The organism is Vibrio sp. A8-1, assembly GCF_013048685.1.
GTDB lineage: Bacteria > Pseudomonadota > Gammaproteobacteria > Enterobacterales > Vibrionaceae > Vibrio > Vibrio metschnikovii.
Window position 1 is genome coordinate 56078 of record NZ_VHTC01000002.1, and the last position, 12971, is coordinate 69048.

Here is a 12971-nt window from a genome sequence, read left to right on the forward strand (position 1 = left end):
TAGGTAGGCGGCAGATGAGCGACTCCCTATGAGCATAGGTAACGATGCGATTGGGGGCGAACGTAGCCAACACCACTGTAGCTTCAAGTAGCAAAGGGATAGCTAGGAATAAGGATGCTGGTAAGTCAATACGGATTTACTTATTGATGGGAAGTTTGAGGAAAACATGGCAGGAAACAGTATTGGACAACATTTTCGAGTCACCACTTTTGGCGAAAGTCATGGTGTCGCATTAGGGTGTATCATCGATGGTTGCCCTCCTGGTCTAGAAATCAGTGCGGCTGATTTACAAGTGGATTTGGATCGCCGTCGTCCGGGTACATCGCGCTATACTACTCAGCGCCGTGAAGCGGATGAAGTGAAAATTCTTTCTGGTATTTTTGAAGGTAAAACGACAGGGACTTCTATCGGCTTATTGATTGAAAATACCGATCAGCGTTCGACCGATTATTCAGATATCAAAGATAAGTTTCGCCCCGGACATGCGGATTATACCTACCATCAAAAGTATGGTGTTCGTGACTATCGTGGTGGTGGTCGTTCATCGGCACGCGAGACGGCGATGCGTGTGGCGGCTGGTGGTATTGCGAAAAAATACCTGCAACAAGAATTTGGTATTGAGATCCGTGCTTATCTTGCCCAAATGGGTGATATTGCGATTGAAAAAGTGGATTGGAATGAAATTGAAAACAATGCCTTTTTTTGTCCTGATATCGATAAAGTCGCTCAGTTTGATCAATTAATCCGCGATTTAAAAAAGCAAGGTGATTCGATTGGTGCCAAAATTCAAGTCGTGGCAACCAAAGTTCCCGTAGGCTTAGGTGAACCGGTATTTGATCGACTCGATGCGGATATTGCTCATGCACTGATGAGCATTAATGCGGTTAAAGGGGTAGAGATTGGCGACGGCTTTGATGTGGTGCGCCAAAAAGGCAGCGAACATCGTGATTTGCTCACCCCGGACGGCTTTGCAAGCAATCATGCCGGGGGGATTTTGGGCGGAATTTCTTCAGGTCAAGACATTGTTGCCAATATCGCCTTAAAGCCGACGTCGAGTATTACCGTGCCTGGACAAACCATTACCCGTCAAGGTGAGCCAACGGAGCTTATCACCAAAGGGCGACACGACCCTTGCGTGGGTATTCGCGCGGTACCGATTGCTGAAGCGATGTTAGCCATTGTGCTGATGGATCACTTGCTGCGTCATCGTGGTCAAAATCAATCAGTACACACTGAAACGCCTATTTTATAATGCTAATCGACACACTCAGCGCCCGTCACAGGGCACTGAGTGTTGTGAGTTATTGACCAACAACGGGTTCAGAGGTTCTGGCTCTTAAATTATGGTAATTAGTGCAGCGGTTTATCGGTTTCAACTAAATGGAATGATGGTAAGCGCCATTTAAAACGCACCGCGGCCATGCGCAGAAGATAACCGACCACTAACGTTGCAATGGTATTGGTTGTCTCATTGATGCCAAGTTCTAATAAGGTGAGATAAAGCCCTGATGCAATCAACGCTACAGAAGCGTAAAGCTCATCATGCAGTACCAGTGGTGGTTGGCGGCAGATTAAATCACGCAACAAGCCACCAAATACCCCAGTGACTAAGGCCGCGACCATACAGATCATCACATGATGCCCCATTTCTAAGGCGACTTTGGTGCCGATAATGCTAAACACGATCAATCCTAACGCGTCCAAGCGAATAAATAACCCTTTGAGTTTAATCACCCAACGATAAATCCCAGTGGTTAATACACCGGCTAAGCAAGTAATCGCCAGATACTCAGGATTTTTTACCCAGCCAAGCGGATAATGACCGAGAAGAATATCACGCACCGTGCCACCACCAATCGCCGTTGCGCTTGCCACTAGCATAACGCCAAACCAATCCATTTTCCGACGACCAGCACTAAGAGCTCCGGTCATTGCTTCTGCTGTGATGCCAATAATGTATAGAACGCTAAGTAGCATAGTTAACCTTATCACGTATTGATTACTTGAGCCGAAAAAGGCGCAAGTGTAGAGCGAATCGAGCAGTTTGACGAATGAGTTTTTATAGGGCGAAAAGGGCAGCCAGATTACTTAATCTAATAATTTTGTTTGAACGCTTTACCCTAAAGGAAAAAATCGCGAGAATGCTGGCCATTAAGCCGACGAGAGTAGCTGTTGATGACCCATCAGTATCAAGATTTAATCGCTATTTTTAATCAAACTTTTTTTACCGACTACCAGACTCAACTTGAGCTAGGCGGTGACGAACCCGTATATTTACCCGCCGATGAACAGACGCCATATCATCGGATCATTTTTGCGCGCGGGTTTTATGCGTCGGCACTGCACGAGATCGCTCATTGGTGCGTTGCTGGGCCTGAGCGCCGCTTACTAGAAGATTTTGGCTATTGGTATGAGCCGGATGGTCGTTCAGCGCAAGTACAAGCGGAGTTTGAGCGGGTAGAAGTAAGGCCGCAGGCTTATGAGTGGATTTTAGCGCAAAGCGCAGGATTCCCCTTTACGGTAAGCTGTGACAACCTACATGGTGATCATGAGCCTGATAGGTTGGTGTTTATGCACAAGGTTCATCAACAAGTGTTGGGGATACTAAAAACTGGTTTGCCTCCTCGAGTGGCGCGATTATCACAGGCTTTACGGGCGTTTTATCACACTCCGCCGTTGAGCGCTGATCAATTTATAGTGAAATAATGAGAAGACGATGATTATTGAATTTGAAGAACAATTATTGGACCGAATTGATGCCCGTATTGAGTCGGCGTCTGATGATGAGTTATTTGCTGGTGGTTATTTACGCGGGCATATTTCTTTATCGGCCGCGGCTTGTGAAGAGCAAGGTATTGATGATATTGAGCGATTAAAAGCACGTATTGAGCAAAGTCTTGAAGAAGCACGTTCGGAGCTGACACCTGCTGACCGGGCGATCGTTTATGCGTTATGGCGTGAATTGAGTGCTTGATATTCTTGATGAGAGTTCTTATTCGGAAAATTTGAATATCATCGTATAATTTTTGTAGTTGCGATAACAATGACCAATGTTTACTCTGTGCTTATTATATAAACCATGAGGTTATCCTATGAAAGTTATCGCATTTGGCGCGAGCACCAGCTCTCAATCTATCAATCAAGCGCTAGCCACTTACGCGGCAAAGCAAATTGAGGGTGCGCAAGTTACCGTATTGAATATTAATGATTATTCTGTACCGATGTTCAGCGAAGATCGAGAGAAAGAGCTAGGGCAAGCGGAAGGCGCACAAGCCTTTTTACGTGATTTAGCGCAAGCCGATGCCTTTGTGATTTCTTTTGCTGAGCATAATGGACATTATCCTGCCGCTTATAAAAATTTGTTCGACTGGACTACTCGTATTGATCGTGAGCTGTTTAAAGGTAAGCCAGCGGTGTATCTTGCTACGTCACCAGGCCCCGGTGGTGCTCAGTCGGTGCTAGCCGCCGCCGTTGCCTCAGCGCCATTTTTCGGTGGTAATGTTAAAGGCTCGCTTTCTGTCCCTAGCTTTTATGATAATTTCGACTTGGCAGCTGGTGAAGTGACTAACTCAGAGATTGCCGAAAAAATTAAAGCTACAGTAGCATTACTAGGTTAAGTTTTTTCGTATCCGTTGTATTCATGAAGCCTCGCTTATCCAGCGAGGCTTCATGATTTTAAGGGCGCAAAAATCGGCTTCAGGCGCTGAAACCGCAGCGTATAAAGTTAAGCCCCTTTTTCTGTGATTGCCTTACCTTTCTTTAATTTACGTACCCACATCCGGCTCGGATGCAGAGAGGCTAGCACATCGACAGGCAAAGGCAGTGGTTCACCGCAGATCTGCGCGGCCAAGACTTCGGCCATCAGTGGTGCAGAGCTCAAACCTCGGGAACCTAAACCCAGTAAAGCGTACAATTGAGGGTATTGGCTAATGGTTGGGATTTGATGCTCTCTTTTTTGTGGCAAATCTGCGTATTGCTCAATGATTGCATCACGTCGTCCCACATTACCCACAAAAGGCAAATGATCGCGACTGACACAGCGAACCCCTTGACGAGATTGGTTGTCTGATGTGTCCACCGCCATCGGCCAAGTTTGATTCGCTAGGCAACGGGTTAAACGCGCACTATTTTCTTGCTGTGCTTTGGCATCGAAGGTTTGGTCAAGGTGCTGTCTATCGTAACTGGCACCAATACAATGGGTGCCATGACGCGGGCTGCTTGGGGTCATGTAGCCGTCATAGCACAGTACTGAACGCAGCGCTTGTAAAGTGTGATTGGTCGGCGCATGACTGACTTGGCCTTTGACTTTGCCTAGTGGTAAATGCTCAGTTTGAGCAAAGGCATCAAATTGATGGCCATTAGCGATCACCACACATTGATGCTGAAACGGCTGACCTTGAGCATTCAATTGCCACGTTCTCGTTTCGGCTTGCCAGGCTAACGAGTCAATCGCTTGTTGATAATGGGCGGTAACCGATCCTTTGCTGACTAAATCGGCTAACAGTGCTTGAGTGATCTCTACCGGGCATAACCATCCACCCAGTGGATAATGGATGCTCGGCATATCCACCGCAAGGCCAATGTGCTGGCTGGTTTGTTCTGCAGTGAGATAATGCACGAGTTCGCTTGGGAATTCACCTTGGGTAAGACGCGTTAATTTATCGGTGGATTTTTCATCCCACATTAACTGAGTCACGCCACACCAATCGTATTCAAAATTGACTTGCTGAGCGAGACGTTGCACAAATTGACGAGTAAACAGAAACGCTGGCGCAAAGACGCGGGACACATTGCTATGTTGGCCATTTAATAGCGGATAAATGGCTCCCTGTCGATTGCCAGAAGCCCCCTGCGCGGGCGCTTTATCGGCGCAATATAAGGTCACAGAAATGCCGCGTTGAGTTAAGGCATAGGCGAGTGCTGCGCTGGCAATACCACCGCCGATGATCGCCACATCGTGGACAGATTCTGTCGCTTCAATCTGATAATAAGGTTTAATATTGTGGTACGGTTTTTTATGCTCAATCTTGCCAGCCAGCATTTCTCGTTTGGTGCCAAAACCTTTCACCTTTTTCATGCTAAAGCCAGCTTGATTGAGCCCTCGGCGGACAAACCCAGCAGCGGTAAAGGTAGCGCAGGTACAATTTTCTTTGGCCAATTGGCTCATGCCATCAAATAAAGCTTGGCTCCACATGTCAGGGTTTTTACTGGGCGCGAAGCCATCGAGAAACCACGCATCAACCAAGCCACGTTCGGAAACGGCTACTTGAGGTAAGCTGGTTTTGATATCGCCAAACCACAAGTCTAAAATAATCGCCCCATCCGCCAAAATAATTCGATGGCATTCAGGTAGTGCCAAAGGATAGGCTTGATGCAACTGCTCGGCGTAGTGAGCGAGCTCTGGCCAAGCTTGATGTGCTTTGATCAGATCGCTTTTATTGAGCGGATATTTTTCAAAGCTGATAAAGTGCAAGGTCTTAATGGTTGCATCAGGATTTTGCTGGCGAAACTGGTCAAAACATTGCCACGTAGCGAGAAAATTGAGTCCAGTGCCAAAACCCGTTTCAGCAATCACAAAATGGCGTTGGTCATATTCTCGCCATCTTTGTGGGAGATGATTCTGATTGAGAAAGACGTAGCGTGTCTCTTCTAAGCCATTGGCATTGGAAAAATAGACGTCGTCAAATTGGTCTGAGACCGGCGTTCCGGCGTCATTCCACGCCAATTGTGCGTGAGTAATGGAAGTCATAAGCGATGATTTCTAGCAAATAAGGCATTTATAGAGCAAGATTGTACGGATTTATAGGAAAGCTGACCACTTCTGTTACTTATCTTGGTTATCATTTAGCGGAATTTTGAATTATAGGAATGTCACATGAAACGAGTCGTCATCACCGGGATGGGAATTATTTCCAGTATCGGTAACAACGTCCAAGAAGTTTTAGCGTCTCTTAAAGCCGGCAAATCAGGCATCACTGCTTCCGAGCAATTTAAAGAGCAGGGGCTACGTTCACAAGTTTGGGGTGATTTAAAGATAAACCCTGCTGAGCATATTGATCGCAAACAGATGCGTTTTATGGGCGATGCGGCGGCTTATGCTTATCTTTCTATGGAGCAAGCGATTGCTGATGCTGGATTGACGCCTGAGCAAGTGTCGAATGACCGTACCGGCATCATTGCGGGTTCTGGCGGTGCATCTTCACTTAACCAATCCATTGCCGTGGATACGCTACGTGAGAAAGGCGTTAAGCGTATTGGGCCGTATATGGTGCCTCGTACCATGTCTTCCACGGTGTCGGCTTGTTTGGCTACACCGTTTAAAATTCGTGGCGTTAACTATTCGATTAGCTCAGCCTGTGCGACTTCAGCACACTGTATTGGTAACGCGATGGAGCTGATTCAACTCGGCAAGCAAGACATTGTGTTTGCTGGTGGCGGTGAAGAACTGGATTGGACATTGACGATGATGTTTGATGCCATGGGCGCGTTATCCACCAAATACAATGACACACCAGAGAAAGCGTCTCGCACCTATGACGCTGATCGCGATGGTTTTGTGATTTCAGGCGGCGGCGGCATGCTGGTGATTGAAGAGTTAGAGCATGCTTTGGCACGCGGTGCAAAAATTTACGGCGAACTTGTGGGTTATGGCGCAACCTCTGATGGCTACGATATGGTTGCGCCATCTGGTGAGGGTGCGGCTCGTTGTATGCGAATGGCGATGCAAAATGTCGATAGTGTTGATTATGTCAACACCCATGGTACATCAACACCAGTCGGTGATGTAAAAGAACTGGGCGCGATTCAAGAAATTTTTGGCGGTAATAGCCCTGCTATTTCTGCGACTAAAGCCATGACTGGTCACGCATTAGGCGCAGCAGGGGTTCATGAAGCGATTTATTCGACCTTGATGCTGCATCATAATTTTATCGCACCGAGTATTAATATTGATACTCTGGATCCGGCTGCAGAGGGGCTAGATATTGTCACGCAACCACGTGAACAAGAGCTCAATAGCGTTATGTCAAACAGTTTTGGCTTTGGTGGTACCAACGCCACATTGGTGATCAAAAAGTACCAAGCATAATCACCATTTGAGGTGAACCGTTTCCAGAGCCGATCGGCGTAGCCGATCACACAGACGCAGACTCTGTCCTATTGAGAGCAGGACGAGATCCTTTTGTTCTGGGTATTTGCCCGGTAGCCTTTGGCTCCGGGTATTTTTATGCTCGACACACAGAATGCTTTTCTGCACAATGCCCAACAAAATACCCATCACGTGTTGGCAAATAAGACCCCATGGTTTTTGGCCTATCATGATCCTAAAGACAACCCAATAGTGTGAATTCGGCTATGAAAATCTTGATCGACGAAAATATGCCTTACGCTGAGCAGCTGTTTAGTCAGCTCGGTGAGGTAATTCTTAAACCAGGTCGCACATTAACCGCTGACGATTTGATCGACATTGATGCGTTAATGATTCGTTCGGTGACAAAAGTAGATGCAGCTCTATTAAGTAAAGCGAATCGATTGGCTTTTGTCGGTACGGCAACGGCTGGGATGGATCACGTTGATCAAGCGCTATTGGCTGAGCGAGGGATATTTTTTACCGCCGCACCAGGCTGTAATAAAGTCGGCGTTGCAGAGTATGTGTTTAGTGTCTTAATGGTACTTTCTCAGCAGCAAGGTTTCTCTATTTTTGATAAAACGATTGGTATTATTGGTGCAGGCCAAGTCGGTAGCTACTTAGCCCATTGTTTGACTGGGTTAGGACTCAACGTTTTGATCAATGATCCTCCCAAGCAAGCACAAGGGGATACGCGAGCATTTACACCACTGGAGCAACTATTAACTGAAGCGGATGTGATTACCTTGCATACGCCGATCACTCAGCAAGGTGAGTGGCCTACTCACCATTTAATTAATGAGCAGGTGTTGGCTGGTTTACGAGGCGATCAAATTTTGATTAATGCTGCGCGAGGTCCAGTGGTCGACAATGACGCATTAAAAGCTCGTTTACAACAAGGCGATGGCTTTACCGCAGCCTTAGACGTGTTCGAATTTGAACCGCAGGTGGATTTAGAGCTCCTGCCGTTGTTAGCGTTTGCGACGCCTCATGTTGCTGGTTATGGCTTGGAAGGGAAAGCGCGCGGTACCACCATGGTGTTTAACCAATACTGTGAGTTTTTAGGCCAAGCGCATTGGGCTAATCCATCCAGTTTACTGCCGACGGCTCCTGTACCTGAAGTGGTGCTGAATCGAGCTTGGGATGAAGCAACGTTGCTCAACTTAACGCAACTTATTTATGATGTTCGACGAGACGATGCTCTGTTTCGCCGTCAAATACATCAACCTGACGCGTTTGATAAAATGCGCAAACAGTATTGGGATAGGCGTGAATATAGCGCAATTAAGCTAGTAGGTGAGGCATCGTGTCAATTAGAACTGCTAGCGCAACTCGGATTTACAATAGAGGTTACAAATGAGCCAAGAATTTAATGTTGCGATTTTCGGTGCAACGGGTGCGGTCGGTGAAACCATGCTGGAAGTATTGCAAGAGCGTAAATTTCCTGTTGGTGAACTTTTTCTACTCGCGAGTGAACGTAGTGAAGGGAAAACCTATCGCTTTAATGGAAAAACCGTACGAGTACAAAATGTTGAAGAGTTTGATTGGTCCTCGGTGCATATTGCGCTTTTTTCGGCAGGTGGTGAGCTTTCTGCTCACTGGGCACCGATCGCTGCCGATGCGGGCGTAATCGTTATAGATAACACCTCTCATTTTCGTTATGACTACGATATCCCTTTAGTGGTTCCAGAAGTCAATCCACAGGCGATTGCCGAGTTTCGTAACCGCAACATTATTGCTAACCCAAATTGTTCCACCATTCAAATGTTGGTGGCGTTAAAACCCATTTATGATGCGGTAGGGATCGAGCGAATTAATGTCACGACTTACCAGTCTGTATCTGGAGCCGGTAAAGCAGGAATTGATGAGCTAGCAGGACAAACGGCAAAACTACTGAGTGGCATTCCAGCTGAGACGCATGCTTTTAGTCAGCAAATTGCCTTTAACTGTATCCCGCAAATCGATCAGTTTATGGATAATGGTTATACGAAAGAAGAGATGAAGATGGTATGGGAAACCCAAAAAATCTTCAATGATCCTTCGATCATGGTTAATCCAACCTGTGTTCGCGTCCCGGTATTTTATGGTCATGCCGAAGCATTGCATATTGAGACTCGTAGCCCCATTGATGCCGAGCAGGTAATAAGCCTATTGGAACAAACGGCAGGGATTGAAGTTTTCCAAGGGCAAGACTACCCGACTCAAGTGCGTGATTCCGGTGGTAAAGATACGGTGTTGGTTGGACGCATCCGTAATGATATTAGCCATCATAGCGGGATTAATTTGTGGGTGGTAGCAGACAATGTTCGTAAAGGGGCAGCAACCAACGCGGTACAGATTGCGGAAGTATTGATCCGAGATTATCTGTAAATAGTCGCGGCGTTATCGATACCCTCGTCGATATTGAGTGAACAAAAAAACCACCTCGCGGTGGTTTTTTTCGGTTATCTTATCGAGCTTTATGCGCGGAAGGGTTGTTTTTGCAACCGCCATCAGCACATTTGCCATAAAGATATAAACTGTGATTAGTTAGCTGAACATTGTAACGCGCAGCGATCTCTTTTTGACGCTGTTCGATTACCTCGTCAGAAAACTCAATCACTTCGCCACAATCAAGACAGACGAGATGGTCATGATGGTGTTGGGTTGAGAGTTCGAAAACTGATTTTCCACCTTCAAAATGATGACGAGTCACGATACCAGCGTCATCAAATTGGTTTAACACGCGATAAACGGTCGCAAGGCCGATCTCTTCACCGAGATCAATCAGCTTTTTGTACAGCTCCTCAGCACTAATATGTTGGCACTCAGGCTGCTGCAATACTTCTAAAATCTTTAGCCGTGGAAGGGTTACTTTAAGACCTGCATCCTTTAGCGCTTGGTTATTGTCTGACATATACTTTCCCGTTGATGATCTGCAGTCGTAAACAGAGGTCAATGTTGTTCCACATTATAGGCCACTCGATTAAAACAATAAACCACGAACTTCAAAGGGTTACTGTAATTACTACAAAATCGAGTTTCATCACGGAGAAATCTGATCTGACCAGTTACAATTATGCAACATTAACTTGTGTGTAGCTTCGCTGAGTGAGGTGCTCATTGAGCATCACGATCAGTGAAGATGAGATAGAGTCTAAGGCACGGATAGCATGAATAAAACACTTGAGAAGTTGTATAAACCTAATATTGTGAAGTGGGCATTAAATAGTTGGCCACCTTTTTGGGGATCTGGGATAAAAATCGAGTCAATCAGCGAAGACTTTCGTGAAGCTAGATTGCGTTTAAAGCTTCGTTGGTGGAACAAAAATGCCAATCGTTCCCAATATGGTGGCAGCATCTTCTCTTTAACGGATCCCGTATATTCATTAATGCTGATGGGGATTTTAGGTCGCCAGTATTATGTTTGGGATAAAGAAGCGAGCATTAATTTCATTAAGCCGGGACACAGTGATTTGTATGCTGAGTTTTTGATTTCTCAAGCTCAACTGGATGCGATATTAGTGGCGACGGCAAATGGCGATAAATGCTTTCCTGAATTTATTATTCACGTCAAAGACAAACAGGGTGATGTGGTTTCTGAAGTGCATCGTAAGTTGTATGTTCGTAAAAAGCCTAAGTATCGTCAAGAGAGTGATTATCAAACCGATAACGCTGCATAATGGTGTTCAGCGAGACGATGGATGAGTATGACAAAGTTGTATCCAAGCTTCTGCAGTGCGAGAGACGTAACGTTCACTATGCCAAATAACACTTAATGTCCAGTCAATACTGGGATTGAGCGGCTTAATTAAGACGCCTTCATTTTGGATTCTTAAGCAGAGTGGTTCGGGTAAAAAGGCCACTCCGATGCCACTTTTTACAAGCGCAACGAGAAAATCCCATTGGCTACTTCGCGCCGCAATTTGTGGGGTAAATCCATGCGCTAGACATTGCTGATGCACATAGTCACTAAGAGTAAACTCTTCAGTGTAAAGATAAAAAGGCGCTTCTTTGAGTGATGGCCAATCAATCGTTGTCATGGCAGTCCAAGGCATGGTTTGCGGTAATACGGCATAAATTGGGTAACTGTCTAATACTAAAGTGCTGAGATGTTGCTCTGCGTGGCGCGATAGCATCGTAATGGCAACATCCAATTCTCCATTAAGTACCGCTTGTTCTATTTTTCGCCCGCCATACTCGACGATCGTCATTTCTACGGCTGGGTAGGTTTGTCGATATTGTCTAATCAAGCCAGCATAAAGATGCCCCACCATAGGAGGAATACCTAGCCGAAGTTGCCCTCCTTGGAGTTGGTGCAGATCGATCAGTTCAGCTTCTAGCTGAGTAAAGTGGGTCAAAATCTCTTGTGCACGTAAATACACAATGTGTCCTGCATCGGTTAGCCAAAATCGATGGCCTTGACGATGGAGTAATGGCTGCCCGATCTCTTGTTCAAGGCTACGGATCATTTTGCTGATCGTCGGTTGGGTAACAAAAAGTTTCTCCGAGGCACGGGTAAAGCTCTGTTGATTGATGAGTTCAACAAAATAGCGTAGGGCTTTAATATCCATAAGAAAGTGATTCTCTGTGTTAATTGATTCCATATTGGCATAATTTTTATAATAAAAATTCATTTTATGAAATTTTAATGCTCTCTATACTGTGATTAATTTCACACAATGAGCGAATGATGCCATGAGGAAGATTGAAACTGTTTTGCTGACCATTGGGCAAATTGTTGCGTTAGGTTTGATATGGGTAATCGCCGATCGTTTGGTTGATTACTTACACTTGCCTATCCCTGCCAATCTCACAGGTATGTTGTTACTGCTGACGTTGGTGTTCAGTAAGATTGTTAACGTTGAATGGCTGCGACGAGGTGCGGCTTGGCTTTTAGCGGAAATGTTACTGTTTTTTGTTCCGGCGGTCGTAGCCGTGGTCAATTATCAGCCGCTGGTGCGTGAACAGGGCGGACGAATTATCTTAGTATTAGTGCTGAGTACCGTTTTAGTGATAGCGGTGACTGCGTGGGTCGTGGATAAATTATACCGCCTGGAGCTTAAATTAGCGCGCCGAAAAAGTAATAAGTTAACAGGAGCCTTATAATGTTGCACTCTGTCTCATTACTCGGCATGACGTGTTTGGTACTGACTTTAGCACTCTATTACGTCTGTAAAATGCTCTATCAGCGCAAACGAACAATTTTTTTGATGCCTTTATTGCTGGCCCCATTACTGTTGGTGCTGATTGTTATTGGTATGGATATTCCTTATCCATCGTATATGGAAGAGTCTCGCTGGCTATTATGGTTACTTGGGCCTGCCACCGTCGCCTTTGCGATTCCTGTGTACGATAATCGGCTTTTAATTCGACGTCATTGGTTGTCATTATCGGTTGGTGTGGTGGTTTCCGTGATTGTGGCTGTGAGCAGTACCGTCTTACTGGCACGCTGGTTTGAATTACCAGAGTTACTGCAGCGTAGCTTAGCCATGCGCTCGATAACGACCCCTTCTGCCGTGGAAGCAACACGTGCCATTGGCGGTGAAAGTGACTTAACGGCCCTGTTTGTGGTACTCACGGGTGTTATTGGAATGGCGGTTGGTGAAAGTATATTAACTTTCTTATCGATTCGTTCTCGATTTGGGCGTGGGGCTAGCTTAGGGGCTTCTGCCCATGGTGCAGGCACCGCGAAAGCGTATCAAATGGGAAATGCAGAAGGGGTGGTATCGAGTGTCGTCATGATGATAGCCGGTATGGTAACGGTACTGATTGCGCCCTTTTTAGGCCAGCTATTGTGGTAAATAGATCCAATAATTCATAAAGAGTTTGTGTTAAAAAAACCGCCCAAGTGAGGGCGGTTGCT

General features: G+C 45.9%; 14 protein-coding genes. 10 read left to right on the forward strand and 4 right to left on the reverse strand.

What is annotated here, in order from left to right:
* Positions 1-166 precede the first annotated feature (166 nt).
* Positions 167-1252 carry a chorismate synthase gene (gene aroC, locus FKN93_RS01435; RefSeq protein WP_170904301.1) on the forward strand — a complete coding sequence of 362 codons (1086 nt, stop codon included), beginning with the start codon at positions 167-169 and terminating at the stop codon, positions 1250-1252.
* 98 nt (positions 1253-1350) lie between these two features.
* Here the strand turns inward: aroC and FKN93_RS01440 are convergent, their stop codons facing one another.
* Positions 1351-1977, reverse strand: a complete 627-nt coding sequence (locus FKN93_RS01440; RefSeq protein ID WP_170904302.1) for a trimeric intracellular cation channel family protein — start codon at positions 1975-1977, stop codon at positions 1351-1353.
* Between the two features lie 198 nt (positions 1978-2175).
* On the opposite strand from FKN93_RS01440, the gene FKN93_RS01445 reads away from it, so the two are divergent.
* The 3 genes from FKN93_RS01445 (at position 2176) to FKN93_RS01455 (ending at position 3617) form a co-directional block, all read left to right on the forward strand.
* A complete protein-coding gene (locus FKN93_RS01445; protein WP_040904143.1) occupies positions 2176-2706 on the forward strand; it encodes an elongation factor P hydroxylase in 531 nt (176 codons plus the stop codon).
* A 10-nt stretch (positions 2707-2716) separates the two neighbouring features.
* The gene (locus FKN93_RS01450) at positions 2717-2974 is read left to right on the forward strand and encodes a YfcL family protein (protein WP_004394778.1); all 258 of its coding nucleotides are present in this window, start codon (positions 2717-2719) and stop codon (positions 2972-2974) included.
* Positions 2975-3092: 118 nt separating this feature from the next.
* Positions 3093-3617: an NADPH-dependent FMN reductase gene (locus tag FKN93_RS01455; protein ID WP_004394779.1), complete on the forward strand. Its 525-nt coding sequence runs from the start codon at positions 3093-3095 to the stop codon at positions 3615-3617.
* 107 nt (positions 3618-3724) lie between these two features.
* Here the strand turns inward: FKN93_RS01455 and mnmC are convergent, their stop codons facing one another.
* Positions 3725-5749 carry a bifunctional tRNA (5-methylaminomethyl-2-thiouridine)(34)-methyltransferase MnmD/FAD-dependent 5-carboxymethylaminomethyl-2-thiouridine(34) oxidoreductase MnmC gene (gene mnmC, locus FKN93_RS01460; protein WP_170904303.1) on the reverse strand — a complete coding sequence of 675 codons (2025 nt, stop codon included), beginning with the start codon at positions 5747-5749 and terminating at the stop codon, positions 3725-3727.
* Positions 5750-5875: 126 nt separating this feature from the next.
* Between mnmC and fabB the strand changes: the two genes are divergently transcribed.
* The 3 genes from fabB (at position 5876) to FKN93_RS01475 (ending at position 9496) form a co-directional block, all read left to right on the forward strand.
* Positions 5876-7087 (forward strand): beta-ketoacyl-ACP synthase I, encoded by a 1212-nt coding sequence (fabB, locus tag FKN93_RS01465; RefSeq protein ID WP_004394781.1) that lies wholly within the window; start codon positions 5876-5878, stop codon positions 7085-7087.
* Between the two features lie 266 nt (positions 7088-7353).
* Positions 7354-8499 carry a 4-phosphoerythronate dehydrogenase gene (locus tag FKN93_RS01470; RefSeq protein ID WP_040904146.1) on the forward strand — a complete coding sequence of 382 codons (1146 nt, stop codon included), beginning with the start codon at positions 7354-7356 and terminating at the stop codon, positions 8497-8499.
* Complete coding sequence (locus FKN93_RS01475; protein ID WP_004394783.1) at positions 8483-9496, forward strand: aspartate-semialdehyde dehydrogenase; 1014 nt, start codon at positions 8483-8485, stop codon at positions 9494-9496. The genes FKN93_RS01470 and FKN93_RS01475 overlap by 17 nt, the downstream gene beginning before the upstream one ends.
* 79 nt (positions 9497-9575) lie before the next feature.
* On the opposite strand, the gene fcrX is transcribed toward FKN93_RS01475, so the two are convergent.
* On the reverse strand, positions 9576-10022 hold the full coding sequence (gene fcrX / locus FKN93_RS01480; protein WP_004394784.1) for a ferric iron uptake transcriptional regulator FcrX: 447 nt from the start codon (positions 10020-10022) through the stop codon (positions 9576-9578).
* Between the two features lie 256 nt (positions 10023-10278).
* Between fcrX and FKN93_RS01485 the strand changes: the two genes are divergently transcribed.
* Positions 10279-10788 (forward strand): DUF4442 domain-containing protein, encoded by a 510-nt coding sequence (locus FKN93_RS01485; RefSeq protein WP_040904148.1) that lies wholly within the window; start codon positions 10279-10281, stop codon positions 10786-10788.
* A gap of 6 nt (positions 10789-10794) precedes the next feature.
* On the opposite strand, the gene FKN93_RS01490 is transcribed toward FKN93_RS01485, so the two are convergent.
* Positions 10795-11679: a LysR family transcriptional regulator gene (locus FKN93_RS01490; protein ID WP_040904150.1), complete on the reverse strand. Its 885-nt coding sequence runs from the start codon at positions 11677-11679 to the stop codon at positions 10795-10797.
* 124 nt (positions 11680-11803) lie between these two features.
* Between FKN93_RS01490 and FKN93_RS01495 the strand changes: the two genes are divergently transcribed.
* Positions 11804-12214 (forward strand): CidA/LrgA family protein, encoded by a 411-nt coding sequence (locus tag FKN93_RS01495; RefSeq protein ID WP_040904151.1) that lies wholly within the window; start codon positions 11804-11806, stop codon positions 12212-12214.
* A complete protein-coding gene (locus tag FKN93_RS01500; protein WP_170904304.1) occupies positions 12214-12909 on the forward strand; it encodes an LrgB family protein in 696 nt (231 codons plus the stop codon). Before FKN93_RS01495 ends, FKN93_RS01500 begins: the two co-directional genes overlap by 1 nt.
* Positions 12910-12971 lie beyond the last annotated feature (62 nt).

Bases quoted from the DNA above. Each gene is read 5' to 3' on its own strand.
- aroC (WP_170904301.1), top strand. From the start codon at position 167: ATGGCAGGAAACAGTATTGGACAACATTTTCGAGTCACCACTTTTGGC.
- FKN93_RS01440 (WP_170904302.1), bottom strand. From the start codon at position 1,977: ATGCTACTTAGCGTTCTATACATTATTGGCATCACAGCAGAAGCAATG.
- FKN93_RS01445 (WP_040904143.1), top strand. From the start codon at position 2,176: ATGACCCATCAGTATCAAGATTTAATCGCTATTTTTAATCAAACTTTT.
- FKN93_RS01450 (WP_004394778.1), top strand. From the start codon at position 2,717: ATGATTATTGAATTTGAAGAACAATTATTGGACCGAATTGATGCCCGT.
- FKN93_RS01455 (WP_004394779.1), top strand. From the start codon at position 3,093: ATGAAAGTTATCGCATTTGGCGCGAGCACCAGCTCTCAATCTATCAAT.
- mnmC (WP_170904303.1), bottom strand. From the start codon at position 5,749: ATGACTTCCATTACTCACGCACAATTGGCGTGGAATGACGCCGGAACG.
- fabB (WP_004394781.1), top strand. From the start codon at position 5,876: ATGAAACGAGTCGTCATCACCGGGATGGGAATTATTTCCAGTATCGGT.
- FKN93_RS01470 (WP_040904146.1), top strand. From the start codon at position 7,354: ATGAAAATCTTGATCGACGAAAATATGCCTTACGCTGAGCAGCTGTTT.
- FKN93_RS01475 (WP_004394783.1), top strand. From the start codon at position 8,483: ATGAGCCAAGAATTTAATGTTGCGATTTTCGGTGCAACGGGTGCGGTC.
- fcrX (WP_004394784.1), bottom strand. From the start codon at position 10,022: ATGTCAGACAATAACCAAGCGCTAAAGGATGCAGGTCTTAAAGTAACC.
- FKN93_RS01485 (WP_040904148.1), top strand. From the start codon at position 10,279: ATGAATAAAACACTTGAGAAGTTGTATAAACCTAATATTGTGAAGTGG.
- FKN93_RS01490 (WP_040904150.1), bottom strand. From the start codon at position 11,679: ATGGATATTAAAGCCCTACGCTATTTTGTTGAACTCATCAATCAACAG.
- FKN93_RS01495 (WP_040904151.1), top strand. From the start codon at position 11,804: ATGAGGAAGATTGAAACTGTTTTGCTGACCATTGGGCAAATTGTTGCG.
- FKN93_RS01500 (WP_170904304.1), top strand. From the start codon at position 12,214: ATGTTGCACTCTGTCTCATTACTCGGCATGACGTGTTTGGTACTGACT.